Below are 17,316 nucleotides of genomic sequence, written 5' to 3' on the forward strand. Positions count from 1 at the left end.
GCTGCGATCTGTTGATCTTGTCTTTAAAAACAAGATCAACAGATCGCAGCCGCGGCAGCTCCTACATAGGGGTGTTTTGTTCAATACCGGGGGCGGTGGGCTGCGTAGGGTGAGCACCTTGTTCCTTGGGTTGAAGCAGGTGTGCGATGAGTCTGATTGTTTCGATGGCGGCGTTTGCGTTGGCGGCGTCGATCACGCCGGGGCCGGTGAATATCGTGGCGTTGAGTTCGGGGGCGCAGTTCGGCTTCCGCGCCAGCCAGCGGCATGTCGCCGGGGCAACATTGGGGTTTGTGTTGTTGCTGGTGTTGATGGGCCTGGGCCTGCACGAGGTTCTGCAGCTGTGGCCGTTCATGACGCGAGTGGTGCAACTGGCCGGGGTGGCGTTTCTGCTGTTCATGGCCTGGAAACTGGCCAGCGACGACGGGCAGTTGAACGCCAAGGATGCCGCGCGGGCGCCGTCGATGCTGTATGGCGCAGTGATGCAGTGGCTCAACCCCAAGGCCTGGCTTGCCTGCGTGGCAGGAATGGGCGCGTTCGTGGCGGATGGCGAGGCGCAGCTGGTCTGGCAGTTTGCGGCGGTGTATCTGGTGATTTGCTATGTGTCGGTCGGCTGTTGGGTGTATGCCGGGACATTCCTGCGCGGCTATTTGAGCAATGCGGCAGGCATGCGCTGGTTCAATCGAAGCATGGCGTTGTTGTTGGCGCTGAGCGCAATCTACTTTTTGTTCACTTGACCCTGTTGGAGCGAGCCTGCTCGCGAATGCTGTGGTCAGTCACTGGATATGTCGACTGAACCACCGCTTTCGCGAGCAGGCTCGCTTCCACAAGGGGAAGTGTTCAATTTCAGGTGAAATGTCCGCCGCGATATTGGCCGGGGGTTGCGGCCAGGTGTTGCTTGAACGCCCGTTGGAAATGCGCCTGATCAGCAAATCCGGCCTCCAGCGCCACATCGGCAATCAGTTGTCCGCTGCGCAGGCGTTCGCGAGCGAACTGGATGCGCTGATTGACCAGAAACGCATGCGGGGTCATGCCGTAATGCTGTTTGAAGGCGCGGATCAGATACGACGGTGACAGCTGCGCTGCCGCGCAGATGTCATCGAGGCTGAGCAGGTCGGTGCAATGTTCGCGGATGAAATCCGCGGCGCGTTCCAGCTTGAAGTTCGGCTCGCGCAACGCTTGCCCGGCAGGATTCAGGCGCAGTTGCAGATCGCTGAAAAACTCCACCGCCGTGCTCTGCTTACGCAGCACATCCTGCTGCTCGTCGACCAGCACTTGGTAAAGCGCGATCAACTCGCGAAACAGCTCGGCATCGTGCAAGTGCGTGGCCGAGAACCGTCGGAATTCCACATCCTCGGCAAAGCCCAACTGATGCTGCAAATCCGTCAGCCACGGCGTCTCGACATACAACATCACGTACGACCACGGCTGATCATCGATGGGGTTGCAGGCGTGCACATCGCCAGGATTCATCAACACCACCGTGCCCGCCGCCACCTCGAATTGCGCCTGCTCATGCACGTAAGTACTGCGCCCGGCGGTGATCGCTCCGATCGAGAAGTGCGCGTGGGAATGCCGGGCGTAACAGACTTCGCGGCCATCGGCGATGGCCCGCGCTTCGATGAAGGGCAGGGCGTCGTCGCGCCAGAAGCGCGGGGCTTTTTCAGGGTTTTTGGCGGCAGCGTGTTTCATTGTGATTATTCCCGGCAGGCCAGTGCCCGAGTGTATTAGCTCTGGCCGGCAAAGGCCCGTTCCAGTTCGGCGATGTCGAGTTTTTTCATCTTGAACATGGCCTGCATTGCCCGTTGCGACTTGCTGGTGTCGGCATCCAGCATCATCTGCATGAACGCCACCGGTACGATCTGCCACGACACCCCGAACTTGTCCTTGAGCCAGCCGCATTGCTGGGCTTCGACCGGGCCACCCTCGGACAGGTTGCCCCAGAAGTGGTCGACTTCTTCCTGATTCTGGCAATTGACCTGAAACGAGATCGCCTCGCTGAACTTGAACATCGGCCCACCGTTGAGCCCGGTGAAAGTCTGGCCATCCAGCTCGAAACTGACGGTCATCACCGCACCTTCCGGCTTGCCGTGAAATTCCTGACCGACCTTGCTGTAGTGGGTCAGGCCGGTGATTTTCGCGTGATCGAAGATCGAGCAGTAGAACTTCGCCGCCGCTTCGGCCTGATCGTCGAACCACAGGCAGGGCGTGAGTTTTTGAAAGCGTTGCATGGCAGTCATCCTCGGCAGGTTAGACACGCTGGACTATCAGCGTAGACAGTCCTTGGTCGACTGGCAGCGCCGTAGATCGACAAGTGCGCGGCCCTTCGATTGTCGATAGACTTGCCGCCCCGATTTTGCCGCAAGGACGCTTCGCATCATGGTTGCCCCACGTTCACTGTTTTTCGCCTGCCTGTTCGCCACGGCCTCGGCCAGCGCTGCGCCGTTGAGCTGCCAGCTGCAGGACCCGGCGCAGAAATACCTCATCGACGTGCGTGTCGAGCAACCACCGGTAGCAAGCTTCGATCCGGTGGCGGCACACATCGTCCTGCGCGATAAAACCAGCGGTGCGGTTCTGCAAACCCTCGAAACTGCCGACGCTGCCGAGCTGCTGAAGACTGACGGCACAGGGCCAAGCCTGCGCTGCGACAACCAGCAACTGTTGGTGTTTGGCGACTTCAATTTCGATGGTCAGCAGGATGTGGCCGTGCGCAACGGCAATGACGGTGGCTACGCTGCCGCTTCCTACGATATCTACCTGTTCGATGCGGCGAATCCGGTGTTGATTGCGAACAAGGCATTCTCTGCGCTGACCCGCGAGCCGAACCTTGGCATGTTTGAGGTCGACAGTGCAGGCAAGCGTCTGATTACGCGTTCGAAAAGCGGCTGCTGCTGGCGGCAGCAGGCGAGTTGGGAGATTCAGGACAAGCTACCGGTGCGTGTAGCGGAGACCATCGAGGTGGCGCAGGCGCCTTCCGAAGGCAGTCCGTTTATGCCTAAGGGCTACACCGAAATCACCCAACGGGATTTGAAGGGCGGTCAGTGGGTCGAGCAACGTCGTCTCGAAGGGCCGATTGGAGAGGCGCCGGTGATGTTGCGGGGGAAGCTGGACGAGAAGATCGCTTTCCAATTGTGGTGGCAGTTGCAGGGCGGCGTTTATGTCGGCGAAGTGCGCTATGTCAGCGGCAGCGGCGTGCCCATTCGCTTGGTCGGCGAACCTTACGACGATGGCGGCATTGCCTTGCATGAAATCAGTGATGAGGGCGCGATCACGGGTAACTGGTTCATTGACGGTGAGCCCGATGAACAAGGTTTTCAGGGCGGGATGTGGCACAGCGGCACCAAGTCGTATGTTATTCAAGCGCGGCCGACAGCGTTTCATGTTGCGCCGCAAAAATTCGCCGCTGTTGCGGCCAGCGAGCGCGAAGGGCGCTACGTGATGGTGACCGACGATGGGCGCTCCGCGTGGTTGACGTTGAAAATCAGCAAAGATGCGCAGGGCAGCGAGATCGCCTCGGTGCAAATGGCGGTCACGCAGCCAGGCAAACCCGCCAATCAAGTGGTTGAACAATGGCCTTTGCAAGCGGGCAATCTGATCATTGGCCAAAAGGAAGTCGCCGAGCCGCTCTATCGCGTGCGTTTGCTCGATGGTGTTGTCCGTGTGGAAGCTTTCGGTGAATACGGCGATTTTCGCGGCACTTACCTGAAGCAACCGTAAATCGGCGGCAACCTCAGAAATCCCAGCGCGCAGTCAGTTGCAGGCTGCGCGGTTCGCCATAGAACCCGGTGCCAAAGTTGCCGAGCCCGGTGTAGTAGGTCTTGTCGAAGAGGTTTTTGACATTGAGCGTGGTGCTCAGGTGGTCGTTGAAGCGGTAGCGTGCCATGGCATCGACCAGGTAATAACTGTCCTGAGTGATGCGTACGTTCTGGCCTGCTGTGGGCTGGAACACGTTGCCGAAGAACTCACTCTGCCAACTGACGCCGCCACCCAGGGTCAGATTCTGCCAGGCGCCGGACAGGCGATAGCTGCTGAACAGTCGCACCAACTGCTCCGGCGCGGTGGTTTGCAGGATTGAGGCATACACCGGCTCGCCCTTGGCATCGCGGGTGTGGTTGTAGGCATAGCCGGCGGAGAGGTTCCAGCCCTCAGCGATTTCGCCGGCCACTTCGAACTCGAAACCTTTGGTCGTTGCACCCTGCACGGCGCGATACACCGCCTGATTGTCGAAGCCGCTGACCTGCTCGGCGACGTTGTCCTGTTCGATGCGGAACACGGAAAAACTGGCGTTGAGCCGGCCCTCGAAGTATTCGGCTTTTATCCCCGCTTCATAGCTGTCGCCTTGCACCGGGTCGAGCACCTGGCGTGAGGCGTCCTTGCTCAGTTGCGGCTGATAAATGCGTGTGTAGCTGGTGTACAGCGAGTACGTGTCGTCGAGGTCGTAGACCGCGCCGGCGTAGGGTGTGACCACGCCGGTCTGGCGATAGCCGTCGCGGACATTGGTGGTGTTCGGGTCGCGATAGTCGAGGTGGTCGCTGGCGCTGAAATCACTGACACGTGCGCCGAGAATCAGCGCCAGATCGTCGCTGGCCTTCAAGCGCGTCGAGGCGTACGCGCCGGTCTGGCGTTGGCTGATGGCGTCGGTGCCGATCTGCGGGATGTCGGGTTTGGCGAACGCGCCGTGCCAGGCGAAAATGCTGGCGCCCAGCGCCGGATAAACCGAGCCGTACACCGGGTTGTCCTGGCGGGTGTTCATCGACATGAAACCGACGATCAACTGATGCTCGCGACCGAACAGGCTGAACGGCCCGCCGAGGTTGAGATCGACATTATCCTGCACCTCGTCGCCCTTGAATTTGCCCATGTACAGGAACATGCCGTCGCCGGTCAGCGGGTCCGGATTGCCGCCGCTGGCGGAGCCGAGCAGGGTGTCGTGCTCACGGTGTTTGCGGTCGTAGCTAAGCTTCAGCGTCCAGTCGTTTTGCAGTTGCCGGGTGAGGGCGGCGAACAGCGTCTGGTTGCTGAAATCCCTGCGGCTCCAGTCGGTGGCCGGGTTGAACGAACGCGAGAAATTCGTCCGCGTACCGTCGCTGTAGAACATCGGGAAACCGGTCCAGCTGGCGCCGCGTGAACGGGTGTTCTGCTGATCGAAACCAAGGGTCAGCAGGGTGTCCGGGGTCAGGTCGGCTTCGACAATGGCGTAGGCGATGTCCTTGCTGTTCTGGTAATGATCGGCGTGGGCGCTGCGTTGCTGATGGACGCCAACGAAGCGGGCGCGCAGATTGCCATTGGTGGTTAAGGGGCCGGAGACGTCGGTCTCGCTGCGGTAGTTGTCCCAAGAACCGACGCTGCCGCTCAGGGATGCCTTGAACGCTTGCGATGGACGTTTGCGGATCAGATTGACCGTGGCAGAGGGATCGCCTGAACCGGTCATCAGGCCAGTGGCACCCTTGATGATTTCGACCCGGTCGAAGGTCGCCATGTCGGTGCTGGTGGTGCCGTAATCGTAGACGCCGTCGTAGTCGGTATTGACCCCGTCGTACTGGAAATTGGTGATCGGCGCGCCACGGCTGGAAAACTCCCAACGCTCACTGTCGTAGTTCTGCACACTGATGCCCGGCGCGCGGCGCAGCACGTCGGCGATGCCGGTGGCGCCTTGATCGTCAAGTTGCTGGCGAGTGATCACGCTGATCGATTGCGGGGTTTCGCGCAGGGACAGTGCCAGGCCGGTGGCGGAAGAGGTCTGGCCGGTGGTGTAGGCGTGGGTGTCTTCGCTGATGGCGCCGAGGGTTTTGCCACTGATGGTGGTGGCGTCCAGTTGCAGCGGATCTGCAGTGGCTGCGCTGCGCAAGACATAACCGCCGCCGCTTTGTTGCTGGGCTTGCAGGCCGCTGTCTTTGAGAAGAATTTGCAGGGCTTGTTGCGCGGTGTAGTCGCCGTTCAGGCCCGGGCTGCGCTTGTCGGCGGCGAGGTCGTTGTGGCCGGCGATGAACACGCCGCTCTGTTGTGCGAAGCGGTTAAGCGCTGAAACCAGTGAGCCGGCAGCGACTGAATAATGCTGCTTCTGCGCCTCTGCCCACGCACTCGACGCGCACAGCCCCGGCACGGCAGACGCCAAAGCCAGGGCGAAACGAGTACGGGCGAGGGTGGAGCGCAAGATGGAGTTCCCGGGGGCGATCAACGAAGTGAGGGTTGCTGAGGGTTAACCGAATGAAAAAGCCAAAAGGGAACCACGTGGTGAAAAAAGTCCTCAGGCTTTCGGCCCGATGCTGACCCACCAGTTGAAGGTCTTGTCGACACGGATCGGCAGCGCCGCTTCCAGCAAGCGCAAGGCTTGATCGGTGTCCGTGAGCGGGAATGAACCCATCACCGGCAGCGCCGCCACGGCTGGATCGCAATGCAGATGCCCCGGTCGATAACGGCTGAGCGCGTCGATCAGTTCGCCCAGCGGCGTGTTGTCGGCCAGCAACAGGCCTCGGTGCCAGGCTTCTCGTGAGGGATCGGCGGCGGTCGCGGTGTTTAGTCGGCCCGTGCTGAAGGCCATTTGCTGACCGCTCTGGACCACCTCGGTTTCACCTTGACGGTTGTGTACTTCGACCGCGCCCTCGTAGACATTGAGCACGGTGTTGCGCTCGTTCTGTTGCACGCTGAAACGCGTCCCCAGCGCGCGCAATCGACCATGTTCGGTCTCTACCCAAAAGGCCCGGCCGAGGTCTTTGGCCGTGTCGATCAACACTTCGCCGGCGCGTAATTGCAGCAGTCGCTGATGGGCGTCGAAACGAATATTCAGTGCGCTCAACGCGTTGAGCCAGACCCGGCTGCCATCGCTCAATGTGGCTTCGCGGGTTTCGCCGGTGCCCGTCGAGAGGTCGGCCGTCAAGCGATCGACCGAATCCATCAGCGGCGTATTGCGCCCGACAGCCCAGCCCGCCAGGCCAGTCGCGGCAATAACCAGCAAGCCCTTGAGCGACTGGCGGCGGCTGATCGCGTGGCGTGCGTTATTACGCAGGGCGTGGCTGCTGGCCTCGTTTTCGCTCTGCAACGGCGCAAAGCGCTGGCCAACGCGTTCGACATAACGCCAGGCTGCCTGATGCTCCGGGCTTTGTGCGAGCCAGGCCTGCCAACGCAGACGCTCAGGCTCGGCGACCTGTTCGTCATGCAATTGCACGTACCAGTTCGCCGCCTGTTCGAGGGAGGCATGGCTGAGCGTGTTCAGCGGATTATTCAATGAGTAGACCATCGAGTTCGGCTTCGAGGATCGCGCAGTGCATCATCGCCTGCGCCAGATACTTCTTGATCATCCGCTCGCTGACGCCAATCTGGTCGGCAATCAGTTTGTAAGGCATGCCATGCAGTTGCGCGAGGATAAATGCCTCGCTGACTCGCGGCGGCAAGCGCTGGAGCATGGCGTCTACTTCGTGCAGGGTTTCAACGATGATCGCTTGCTGCTCGGGCGAGGGTTGCAAGGCTGGCGGACGGCTGGCGAGGGTGTCGAGCCAAGTCTGTTCCAGTTGCCGACGGCGCCAGTGATCGACGCACAAACCGCGGGCGATGGTCGCCAGATGCGAGCGCTCGTGGACTTCGCCATTGAAGGTTTGCGGGCGCTTGAGCACGCGGATGAAGGTGTCGTGGGCGAGGTCGGCGGCATCCATTGCGTTGCTCAGGCGTCGACGCAACAGCTCGTGCAGCCAGCGGTGATGGCTGAGGTAGAGATTCTGCACAAGTGAGGTGTCGGCGACCGTCATCAGAGCAAGCGTCCAGAACGACCGTGATCGGTCTAAATAGGAATGGGTCGCGATTAAAGCAAAAGGCTGGATGGTGTGCAAATGATATTGGTTTGCTTTTAGGCAGTGGGGTTCTGGTTTTTTTGCGAATGTAGTCGTAATGACTCTTGCTGGAGTCAAATTGACTTTTGGTTACCCGTGTCAAATTGACTCTCGTCGGCTCAGGTGCTTGATTCTATTGGGCTAAAAAACTGGCACGAGACTTGAAATACATAACGTACCCACCGAACGGATCAGGAGTACGCCGCCATGCTCACCTTCTTCGAAAGCCCGCTGCATGTTCTGCACCTGTCGAGCAAAGTCCTCGGCGCCGGCCTGATCATGCTGCTGGCCGGCATCTACGGCGCCTACCTCTACAACGGCCCCATGCCGATTGCCCTGCTGGTGGCGATGCATGCGCTGACCATCCTCGGCCCGACCCTGATCAAGATCGGCTACGTCATGCGCCTGCTGGCGCAATACCGCCTGCGCGGGCCACGACTGGTCCCGCAAGCTGCCTGACTCCCACAGGTTTATGGGGTGCCCACAAATCCCGATGACAACTGAAATCACTGTGGGAGCTGGCTTGCCAGCGATGAGGCCGTTCCCTTCAAGATCAATGTTGCCTGACCCGACGCCATCGCTGGCAAGCCAGCTCCCACAATGATTGGGGGTGTTTTCGAATGTCAGCGTCGCTCAGCGACGATCAGTAGCGCCTGCGGCACCGGGCTTTGTGGGTGTTGGGGTTCCTGCAGGCTGATCAGGCGGAAGCCGGCCATGTCCAGCGCATTGAACCAGCTCGACAACGTGCGGAAATACCACGGCATCGGCTGCCACTGGCCTTTGAACCCGACGAATGATTCTTCGCGCCAACCATCCTGATAATCGCCTGCCGCTGCTGCCCATGGATGCAATGTCTGAATCACCAGCGCACCACCGGGAACCAGCAGCACATTCATCGCGGCCAGTAGAGGAATAATGTCCTGATGCAGCAGCGAGAAATTCGCGCAGATCAAATCGAAGTCACAACCGATATCGACCTTGGCTTCGACCAGCGCGTCGTAGTCGGCGACATGCACCGTCGAAGATCCGCCCAGACGCGCCGCTTCAACCAGCGTCGCATCACCGTCCACGCCCACCGCAGCAATCCCCAGATCCGCCAGCGCCCGCAACAACCAGCCTTCGCCGCAACCCAGATCAAGCACATGCTCCGGCTGGCGGCCCATGATCGCCAGCAGAATCGCCTGATTGGTCACCTGTTGACGGCTTTCGATGCCGCCGCTGCGGATCACTTCGATCCAGGCATCGGCGTTGTCGTGCCAGCTCTGCAAAAGGCTGGATTCGGGGGAGGGCATGGCGGTGTCCCGACTATTGAAAAACACAGTATGGATCCTGATCGCTGAAGAGCCGCATCAGGGCTTATAGATCAGCGCATCCACCACAACCCCGAACGCAGACGAATGTTCACGGCGATTCGGGTAATAAAGATGATAGCCGGCAAAGGGCTGGCACCAGTCCTCCAGCACCCGCACCAGACTGCCGTCGGCCAGATTCCCGGCGACCATGTCTTCGGGCAGAAACCCCAGACCGCATCCCGCCACCGCTGCGCGCAGAATCGGCACACTGCTGTTGAACGTCCATTGCCCTTCAACGCGCGCCTTGAGTTCGTGACCGTCCTTCTCGAAATCCCATTGCATCAGGCTGCCATGCGTCGGCAGACGCAGATTGATGCAGTTGTGCGCGGCCAGATCACCCGGCTCCCTGGGAAATGACCGCCCCCGAAAGTACTCAGGTGATCCCACAACTGCGATGCGCAACGACGGACCGATCGGCACGGCGATCATGTCCTTGGCCACCTGATCGCCCAGCCGCACACCAGCGTCATAGCGCTGCGCGACGATGTCGGCGAGCGCGTAATCGACGGTGATTTCGACCTTGATGTCGGGGTAGTCGGGCAACGCCTTCAGCAGCTTCGGCCAGAGAATATTGTTCGCCGCATGCTCGGAGGCCTGGATACGCACATTGCCGGCCGGGGTGTCGCGAAACTCGCTGACCGCTGCCAGTTCCAGTTCGATCTCGTCAAAGCGTGGCGCCATCGATTGATACAAGCGCTGACCCGCTTCGGTCGGCGATACGCTGCGCGTCGTTCGAGTCAGCAGGCGCACACCCAGTCGGCTTTCCAGTGCACGAAGGGTGTGGCTCAACGCCGACTGCGAAACGCCCAGTTGCGCGGCAGCGCGGGTAAAACTGCCTTCGCGAGTGATGACCACGAAGGCTTGCAGGTCATTGAGATTGGGGCGGGACATTGATGAGAGCCTCTCATGAGGAGCGCGTGATTATTCCATGAAAGCAGGTCGCACACGGATGCGCGACCCTCAAAGCGCTCATCACAGGGTGCGTGCGTAGAACTCGCTCAGTTTGCCGATCGCCGCATCGACATAGCGCGGCACCCAATAGGTTTCGATGTGCGTGGCGCCGTCGAGTATGAACACTTCCTTGTCGGTCGAGCCGGTGGCTTTGGGGAACGCATCCTGAGTCATGTACAGGCTGTCGGCCTTGCTGCCGGCGATCATCAGCAACGGTTGGTTGATCAACTCGATATGGTCGGTGGCGTCGAAACGCATCAGGTCAATAAGGCTGCTGGTGGTGTATTTGAAGGTCGAGTTCGGGTGCGCATGGGTCTTCCAGTAGTACTCGTAGCCTTGGCGATACAGCTCGAAGGGCAGTTTCGCGATCTGCTCATCGGTGAGGTTGGCATCACCCGAATACAACACCGCGCCGCCGGCCGCTTCTTGCGCGCGGGCTGCTGATGCTTGTTGCAAACGTTGCTGGATGCTGTCGATTTGCGAGTCGTTATAGCCGTTGCGGCGCACCCGACCCGAGTTGAACATGCTCACCGTCGCCAGCGATTTGAAGCGTTTATCGGTTTGCGCCGCCGCCAACGAATAACCACCGCCGCCACAGATGCCGAGCAGGCCCAGACGCTTGTTATCGACGCCGGCAAACTGACTGATGAAGTCGGCCATGCCGTGGATGTCTTCGATGCGATACGCCGGTTTATCGATGCTGCGCGGCTTACCACCGCTGGCGCCCTGATAGGCCGCATCGGCAGTAATGGTGATGTAACCCTGTTCGGCCAGGCGCTGGGCATACAGCCCGGCGACTTGTTCTTTTACGCCGCCATTGGGGTGTGCGATGACCACGGTCGGGTAGGTCTTTTTCGCGTCGTAATTGGCCGGGGTGTAAACGTTGGCGGCGATGTCCAGACCGTTGAGCTTGTAGCTGACCGGTTGGATGTTGACCTTGCCCGCTTCGTTCTTGCTGATCGCGCCGTCGTAGGCGAGGGTGAACGGGTTCTTTTTGTAGTCGGCGGCCAAGGCTTCGCCGCCCGAGAGGCCGACCAGTGCCGACATGAGCGTGGCTTTGAGGGTGTTTTTCACGTGAAGCTCCTGAGCAATCAAAAGGGCGGCAGTTGCAAAAGTGTCTGGGTCAGTCCAGCTGTTTTTCTTTGAGGAATTGCGCGACCAGATCAGCGATCTGCACGTTGTTCAGATCCGACATGGGGAAGTGGGTGTTGCCGTGGATGCCGACCTCCGGCAGGTGGATCAGGCGTACATCGCCGCCGTGGCGATTGACCGCATCACGCCACAGTCGGGCCATCTTCAGGCGTGCGCGCCAACTGTCCTGAGCGGGCAGGTCGACCGCCTGTTCCGGGATGTTGTCGCCGTAAAGGATCAGAATCGGAATGCGCGTCAGCGCCATGAACTGATCCATTGGCACCGCTGCGCCTTGCACCGTGTCGAACGCGCTGGGGATCGGCGCCGGCACTTCACCTTCGGCAAACACGAAACTACTACCCGGCTCGAACGCCACGATAGCCTTGACCTTGTCGTTCTTGATCGCCGTCAACCAACCCGGCCCGCCACCTTGGGAATGGGTGAACAAGATGCCTGGGCCGACTCGGTCAAAAATTGCTGATACGCCGTCGGACACCACGCCCATGTCGAACGGCCCGGTGTTCGGCGTCATCGCCCGGAAAAACTGCTCGCGGGTCTGTGCGTCCTGTGCCACTTGCACGCCGTTGAAATAGTTGGGCCACAGGCCGATGCGAAACTGGTTGAACCACAGCTGTTCGTCCGGCACCGGTTTGATTGTGGTCTCGACCATGCTGCGCCCGGCGTCGCCACGCCGTGGTTGATCGATCAGATAAACGCCGTAGTGGCGACGCAGGAAAATGTTCTGAAAACCTTCGCGGCCATCGGCGGTGGTTTCCCAGGTCTTGGAAAACTGACCCGCGCCGTGCCACATGACGATGGGCAGTTTCCGCGCGTCGGCCGGGATCTGGTAGAACGCGTAGGCGTGATCACCGTGATAGGTCTGACCGTCGGGCATCATCGGTTTGCGTGGATCGAATATGCCCGCCGCGGTGGTCATCGTGCCGCCAGCGGCGAAACTGCCTTGCTTCTGAATCAGCAACGGGCCTTCGGGATGGTTCGCACACGCGGCCAATGCGCCGAACAGGGTGATCCCCAGCAGGTGTTTTGCCGATTTCATGTCATTTTCCCGAGGCCGCGACGGCCTGGGTCAGCGCTGCGTTGGCCCGTTCGGCAGTCTGAGCATCGCCATGTTTTTTCAGCAGTTCGGTGACCTCGCGCAACTGTGCCGCGCTGAGCCCGACGCGCAGGCTCGCCGCCATGTGCGAGCGCAGTTGCGATTCCACGCCCGGCGTCGCTGCCAGCGCGCCGACGGTGGCCAGTTCGCGGCTTTGCCAGTCGAGGTTGTCGCGCTCGAAGATATCGCCGAACAGGTGGGTTCGCAGAAACTGGTTGGCCACCGGCGCGAACTCGAATACCGGGCCTTTGACCGGCGCACCGGAGATCTTCGTTTGATTCGCGGTGCCGGCGGCCAGCAGCTCATCACCGACTGGAATTGCCCGGCCCGGCTCACGCCCCGGCGCATCTTCGATGCCGCGTTGTTTGCGCGCCTGCACCACGGTCATCAGCTCGTTCAAGGCATTTAGGCTGCGCGGGAAACCGACGTAGGCGTAAAGCTGTACGAGAATCTCCCGGGTTTCGCTGATGCTCAGGCCAGCATCGAGACCTTGATTGAGGGCTGCGTTGAGGTTGGGCATGTCGCTGGTCGCCATGAACGCGGCGATCAGTGGAATGGTTTGTTGTTTATCCGACAGTGCTGCTGTGTTGTTTGGCGTGCTGGTCATGGTTTGCGATGCCTCGGCTGCTTGAGTGGTAACGCTGAATATCGCCCCGACGCTCAGGCAGAGCGCCATGAGTGCGGGGAGGGCAGTGCGGTTGCGTGCGTCAGTGTTCATCGTGAAAGGCTCCATCCATTGCAGGTCACTGCGGTGTCGCTGGATCGTACGGAGGATGGTTGAGGCGATTAACCCCGAAAATGCGCATGGACTCCTGAGTAGTACTCATGAGTGGGCTTTGCAATAACCGCTGAAATCCCGGCGTAACCCCGCAGCTGCGGGGCTTTGAGGTCGTGTGGCAATTTCTGGGACAGTGCCGGGCGAGATGCTTCGACACATTCCGTAACTTCATTGGCCAGCGTATTGCGCCTCTGAAACCTGTTCTGCCCAAGTGACAGTCTTGCCGTCCTCGGCTTCAGCGATGGCGATGTGGGTCATGCCGTTGCTGGCGGAGGCGCCATGCCAATGGCGGGTGTGCGGCGGTATCCAGACAATGTCGCCCGGGCGAATCTCCTGGCGCGGGCCACCTTCTTGCTGCACATAGCCGACACCAGCAGTGACGATCAGCGTTTGGCCCAGTGGATGGGTATGCCACGCCGTGCGTGCGCCGGGGTCGAAGGCCACCGTGCCGCCACCGATACGCGCCGGCGGTTCACCTTTGAACAGACCATCGACGCGTACGGAGCCGGTAAAATTTTCCGCCGCGCCCTTGATCGAGGGCTGAGCGCCGTTCGGGGTAATGCGGATTTCGCTGGCGGCCCCGGCCTCAGCGGTCATGAACGACAAGGCAACAAATGGCGCAATTAATCGATTCATTGGATGAACTCCGGTCAGACAGTGAAGTGATCCCTGCAGCGAACCGCCGTGGCAAGGCAAGTGATCGCCTAGCCCTTGAGAGGGTTATCCGATAGCCAGCCGTTCACGCGTTCCATGGTTCTGCGCTCCTGTTCGCCCTCCATTACAAAACCTTCGATCAGCCTGGCATTGGGCGCGTGCTGTTCGAGGACACTGCGGCTATTGCCCAAACCAAATCCACCGTGGGTGTTGAAGGGGATGAGGGTCTTGCCTGTCAGGTCGTGGGCGCTGAGGAATGCGCGCACGATCGGTGGGGCGGTTTCGCCCCAGATCGGAAAACCCAGATAGATCGTGTCGTAGTCGCTGAGGGCATGAACCCGGTTTTGCAACTCGGGTTCGAAGCCGCTGTCACGCTCCTGACGTGCCTGCTCCACGGTTTGCAGATAGTCCTCGGGGTAGGCGTGGGCCGGGCGAATCTCGAACAGATCGGCACCCAGTCCACGCTGAATCAGCCCAGCGACCACGCGGGTATTACCCGAGCGCGAGAAGTACGCGACCAGAATCCGCGAGCCTGAGCGCGGTGTTTCACTGGCACTCTGCGTGTCGGCGAGCGACAGCAGCGGGGCGCTGGCCAGTGCGGCGATTACCGTGCGCCGCAGCGGATCGTGATCGTGGCTCATCGGCCGACGCGCGCCTTGAGGGCTTCGGGATAACGCTCGCCTTCGATGCGAATCTGCGCCAGCGCCGTATCAATGGCCTTGAGTTCGGCGGCGTCGAGGGTGATGTCCGCGCCGCCGAGGTTTTCTTCCAGGCGATGCAGTTTGGTCGTCCCCGGAATCGGTACGATCCACGGTGCCTGCGCGAGCAGCCAGGCCAGCGCGATCTGCGCCGGTGTGGCTTGTTTCTGCGCGGCGATCTGACGAATCAACACGACGAGGCCCTGATTGGCTTGCAGCGCGGACTGGCTGAAACGCGGGACGATGCTGCGGAAGTCATCGCTGCCGTAAGTGGCCTCGGCCGACACCGTGCCGGTGAGAAAACCTTTGCCCAATGGGCTGAACGGCACGAAGCCGATGCCCAGCTCCCAAAGCGTCGGCAGGATTTCCTGCTCGGGCTCGCGCCACCACAGCGAATATTCGCTTTGCAGCGCCGTGACCGGTTGCACTGCATGGGCACGGCGAATGGTTTGCGCACCCGCTTCCGACAGGCCGAAGTGCTTGACCTTGCCTTCGCCAATCAGATCTTTCACCGCGCCGGCGACGTCCTCGATCGGCACGTCCGGATCGACGCGGTGCTGGTAAAGCAAATCGATGTAATCGGTTTTCAGTCGACGCAACGAACCCTCGACGGCCTCCCGAATGTGCTCGGGGCGGCTGTTGAGAATCTGCTGCTTATTGTCGTCGCCGAAGGTAAAGCCAAACTTGGTGGCGATGACCACCTTATCGCGAACCGGCGCCAGTGCTTCGCCGACCACTTGCTCGTTCAGGTAAGGGCCGTAGACCTCGGCGGTGTCGAAGAACGTCACGCCTCGGTCAACGGCTGAGCGGATCAGTGCGATGGCTTGTTGGGTATCCGTGGCCGGGCCGTAGCCATGGCTCAGGCCCATGCAGCCAAAGCCGAGGGCGGATACTTCGAGTGAACTGTTGCCGAGTGTGCGCTTGTGCATGTCGATCTCCCGTTGGGCGTGGGGAGAACAGTAAGCGAGGTGGCTGGTGAGGACTAGACGGGTAAATCGGGATGGCTTGATGAGTTCTGTTCATTAATCGACAGAGGGGGCAAACGCGAAAGTGAGGGGGTAACCCCTCACTTATTCGGTCTGGTGATTATTGCGGTACGCGCAGCTTGTCCAGCAGTCGATTGACCAGCAGCTCGTTCAGCATGATCACCTGTTGCAGCGCCAGCAGCGGTTTGCGCTCCGGGCCGCCTATTGAGTTGGCGATGTTACCGGCCATGGAGTGGGCGTAGGAAAGCGACTCACAGGCTTCGACCAACAGGGTTTCTTCATCCAGCGTGGGGTCGACGAGGTAGACGGGGCGAAACTTGGGTGAGCTTGGTGGAGCGCCCAGTGCTTCGGGTCGCAGGTAGTAGTCGAGGGCGCGGTCGGTGGCTTCTTTGACCTTTTGCGGGTCAAGCGCGGGGTCGTGAGGGATTGGATCGGTGGGCGGTGGATTTGGCGTGATTTTGAACATGGATGAAACTCCTATCGCAGTTTAAGGAGCCATCACTCTCGCTACCAAACGAGTGGGTGGTGGCCATACGCGGGTTGGTAGACCGGCTGCAATAGGAACCCGGCGCTCACGAGTGAGCCCCACGCATGACCACCATTGAACTGAGCCTCCACAAAGAGAAAGCACAGGGTGTCGTCACACGGCTATTACAGACGGGCTACCAAACCCGATCACTGTTTTGCAGTGACAGGCAAACGATATAGCCCGGCCCATAGCCGTGTAAGCCGGCGGATTCTGGCGTACGCGTAGGTAACGACGCAAGGTGTTGTAGGGAGGGTGGCGTAACGGTTTGTGTGCTTTAAACGCGATAACCGGATGACGTTTACCTAAGTACGAAGTTGAATGGTCAGAGTCCAAACCAGGGCACCTTCTGGACTACAGGTTTGTACTCCACGCCCTACGACTGTTCCAGATTCCACCGACTTGCCCGTCTGAACGCAGAATTCTATTGTTTGCTGCACAGAGCTTTATCAAACCAGTCAGTCAGTATTCAGAGGCTACGATGGCCACCACCGGAAAGAACGACAAACCTTCCAAAAAAAAATCTGTTCGTGAAGAGCTGACATTTCTTGATGTTCGGCAAGCCGCGCGTGATGGGCGAAAAGTTTTCAGAAAATTTCTGATCACTGGCAGGCTGCCTTAGAGGAGGTGTGACATGAATCGATTGACCGGCGGCTGCCTATGCGGCGATGTCCGTTTCGAAGTGACAGGTCAGCCCTACCGCGTCGGCATCTGCCACTGCCTCGACTGCCGCAAGCGCCATGGCGCGCTGTTCGGCACCTCGGCCATATTTCCCGAGGATGCGCTGAAAGTCACCGGCGAAACCCGCGACTACAACGGACGCTTTTTCTGCCCGCGCTGCGGCTCTCCGGTGTTCACGCGTTCGGCAGATGAAGTAGAGGTCAACGTCGGATCGCTCGATGAGCCTAATCAGTTCAAACCCACTTACGAACTCTGGACTATTCGCCGCGAGTCTTGGCTACCTGCGCTGCCACTGGCTCACCACTACGAGCGTGATCGCGAGAGCACGGAGCGCACCGAAGAATAATTGCAACCCTCAGCCGACCTTTTTGGGATCACAGCTAGCCTGCTAGCGAATGCGCTAGGTCAGCCAACACCTTCTTTGGCTGACCCGTCGCCATCGCCAGCAGGCGGGCTCCTACAAGGGATTGGTGTGGATCACAGAGTTGCGGGTTGGCACAAAACACTGTGGGAGCTGGCTTGCCAGCGATAGCGGTAGGTCAGGCAACAAGGATGTTGAATGTGCCGCCGCCTTCGCTGGCAAGCCAGCTCCCACAGGGGGAGTGTATGGCTGGCGCTCAACTCA

At 60.1% G+C, this 17,316-nt stretch carries 18 protein-coding genes; 4 read left to right on the forward strand and 14 right to left on the reverse strand.

What is annotated here, in order from left to right; all coding sequences use genetic code 11:
- Nucleotides 1–146: 146 nt before the first annotated feature.
- On the forward strand, nt 147–734 hold the full coding sequence (locus PMI37_RS25750; RefSeq protein WP_008086689.1) for a LysE family translocator: 588 nt from the start codon (nt 147–149) through the stop codon (nt 732–734).
- Nucleotides 735–843: 109 nt separating this feature from the next.
- Here the strand turns inward: PMI37_RS25750 and PMI37_RS25755 are convergent, their stop codons facing one another.
- Nucleotides 844–1,689: an AraC family transcriptional regulator gene (locus PMI37_RS25755; RefSeq protein ID WP_008086690.1), complete on the reverse strand. Its 846-nt coding sequence runs from the start codon at nt 1,687–1,689 to the stop codon at nt 844–846.
- 35 nt (nt 1,690–1,724) lie between these two features.
- Nucleotides 1,725–2,228 (reverse strand): VOC family protein, encoded by a 504-nt coding sequence (locus PMI37_RS25760; protein WP_008086693.1) that lies wholly within the window; start codon nt 2,226–2,228, stop codon nt 1,725–1,727.
- A gap of 148 nt (nt 2,229–2,376) precedes the next feature.
- Between PMI37_RS25760 and PMI37_RS25765 the strand changes: the two genes are divergently transcribed.
- On the forward strand, nt 2,377–3,714 hold the full coding sequence (locus PMI37_RS25765) for an XAC2610-related protein (protein ID WP_008086695.1): 1,338 nt from the start codon (nt 2,377–2,379) through the stop codon (nt 3,712–3,714).
- Between the two features lie 13 nt (nt 3,715–3,727).
- On the opposite strand, the gene PMI37_RS25770 is transcribed toward PMI37_RS25765, so the two are convergent.
- The 3 genes from PMI37_RS25770 to PMI37_RS25780 all read right to left on the reverse strand — a co-directional run bounded on the left by PMI37_RS25770 (nt 3,728) and on the right by PMI37_RS25780 (nt 7,739).
- The gene (locus tag PMI37_RS25770) at nt 3,728–6,151 is read right to left on the reverse strand and encodes a TonB-dependent siderophore receptor (RefSeq protein WP_008086696.1); all 2,424 of its coding nucleotides are present in this window, start codon (nt 6,149–6,151) and stop codon (nt 3,728–3,730) included.
- 93 nt (nt 6,152–6,244) lie between these two features.
- Entirely contained in the window at nt 6,245–7,234 is a 990-nt protein-coding gene (locus PMI37_RS25775; RefSeq protein WP_008086698.1) for a FecR domain-containing protein, read from the reverse strand.
- Nucleotides 7,215–7,739: a sigma-70 family RNA polymerase sigma factor gene (locus PMI37_RS25780; protein WP_008086700.1), complete on the reverse strand. Its 525-nt coding sequence runs from the start codon at nt 7,737–7,739 to the stop codon at nt 7,215–7,217. Before PMI37_RS25780 ends, PMI37_RS25775 begins: the two co-directional genes overlap by 20 nt.
- Before the next feature lie 288 nt (nt 7,740–8,027).
- Between PMI37_RS25780 and PMI37_RS25785 the strand changes: the two genes are divergently transcribed.
- A complete protein-coding gene (locus PMI37_RS25785) occupies nt 8,028–8,279 on the forward strand; it encodes a hypothetical protein (RefSeq protein WP_008086702.1) in 252 nt (83 codons plus the stop codon).
- A 164-nt stretch (nt 8,280–8,443) separates the two neighbouring features.
- On the opposite strand, the gene PMI37_RS25790 is transcribed toward PMI37_RS25785, so the two are convergent.
- The 9 genes from PMI37_RS25790 to PMI37_RS25830 all read right to left on the reverse strand — a co-directional run bounded on the left by PMI37_RS25790 (nt 8,444) and on the right by PMI37_RS25830 (nt 15,950).
- Nucleotides 8,444–9,112: a class I SAM-dependent methyltransferase gene (locus PMI37_RS25790; protein ID WP_008086703.1), complete on the reverse strand. Its 669-nt coding sequence runs from the start codon at nt 9,110–9,112 to the stop codon at nt 8,444–8,446.
- A gap of 57 nt (nt 9,113–9,169) precedes the next feature.
- The gene (locus tag PMI37_RS25795) at nt 9,170–10,063 is read right to left on the reverse strand and encodes a LysR family transcriptional regulator (RefSeq protein ID WP_008086704.1); all 894 of its coding nucleotides are present in this window, start codon (nt 10,061–10,063) and stop codon (nt 9,170–9,172) included.
- 81 nt (nt 10,064–10,144) lie between these two features.
- Nucleotides 10,145–11,197 (reverse strand): alpha/beta hydrolase, encoded by a 1,053-nt coding sequence (locus PMI37_RS25800; protein WP_008086705.1) that lies wholly within the window; start codon nt 11,195–11,197, stop codon nt 10,145–10,147.
- A 49-nt stretch (nt 11,198–11,246) separates the two neighbouring features.
- A complete protein-coding gene (locus tag PMI37_RS25805; RefSeq protein ID WP_177323338.1) occupies nt 11,247–12,191 on the reverse strand; it encodes an alpha/beta hydrolase in 945 nt (314 codons plus the stop codon).
- A 121-nt stretch (nt 12,192–12,312) separates the two neighbouring features.
- Nucleotides 12,313–13,086, reverse strand: coding sequence for a carboxymuconolactone decarboxylase family protein (locus PMI37_RS25810; RefSeq protein ID WP_008086707.1), 774 nt, complete (start codon nt 13,084–13,086; stop codon nt 12,313–12,315).
- A gap of 228 nt (nt 13,087–13,314) precedes the next feature.
- The gene (locus tag PMI37_RS25815; RefSeq protein ID WP_008086708.1) at nt 13,315–13,782 is read right to left on the reverse strand and encodes a (R)-mandelonitrile lyase; all 468 of its coding nucleotides are present in this window, start codon (nt 13,780–13,782) and stop codon (nt 13,315–13,317) included.
- A gap of 68 nt (nt 13,783–13,850) precedes the next feature.
- Entirely contained in the window at nt 13,851–14,441 is a 591-nt protein-coding gene (locus PMI37_RS25820; protein WP_008086710.1) for a flavodoxin, read from the reverse strand.
- Nucleotides 14,438–15,427: an aldo/keto reductase gene (locus PMI37_RS25825; RefSeq protein ID WP_008086713.1), complete on the reverse strand. Its 990-nt coding sequence runs from the start codon at nt 15,425–15,427 to the stop codon at nt 14,438–14,440. Before PMI37_RS25825 ends, PMI37_RS25820 begins: the two co-directional genes overlap by 4 nt.
- 157 nt (nt 15,428–15,584) lie before the next feature.
- On the reverse strand, nt 15,585–15,950 hold the full coding sequence (locus PMI37_RS25830) for a DUF6124 family protein (RefSeq protein WP_008086715.1): 366 nt from the start codon (nt 15,948–15,950) through the stop codon (nt 15,585–15,587).
- Nucleotides 15,951–16,644: 694 nt separating this feature from the next.
- Here PMI37_RS25830 and PMI37_RS25835 point away from each other — a divergent pair.
- A complete protein-coding gene (locus PMI37_RS25835) occupies nt 16,645–17,037 on the forward strand; it encodes a GFA family protein (RefSeq protein WP_008086717.1) in 393 nt (130 codons plus the stop codon).
- The last annotated feature ends 279 nt before the right edge of the window (nt 17,038–17,316 follow it).

Origin of the sequence: Pseudomonas sp. GM80 (genome assembly GCF_000282515.1) — a bacterium.
In the GTDB taxonomy this organism is placed as follows: Bacteria; Pseudomonadota; Gammaproteobacteria; order Pseudomonadales; family Pseudomonadaceae; genus Aquipseudomonas.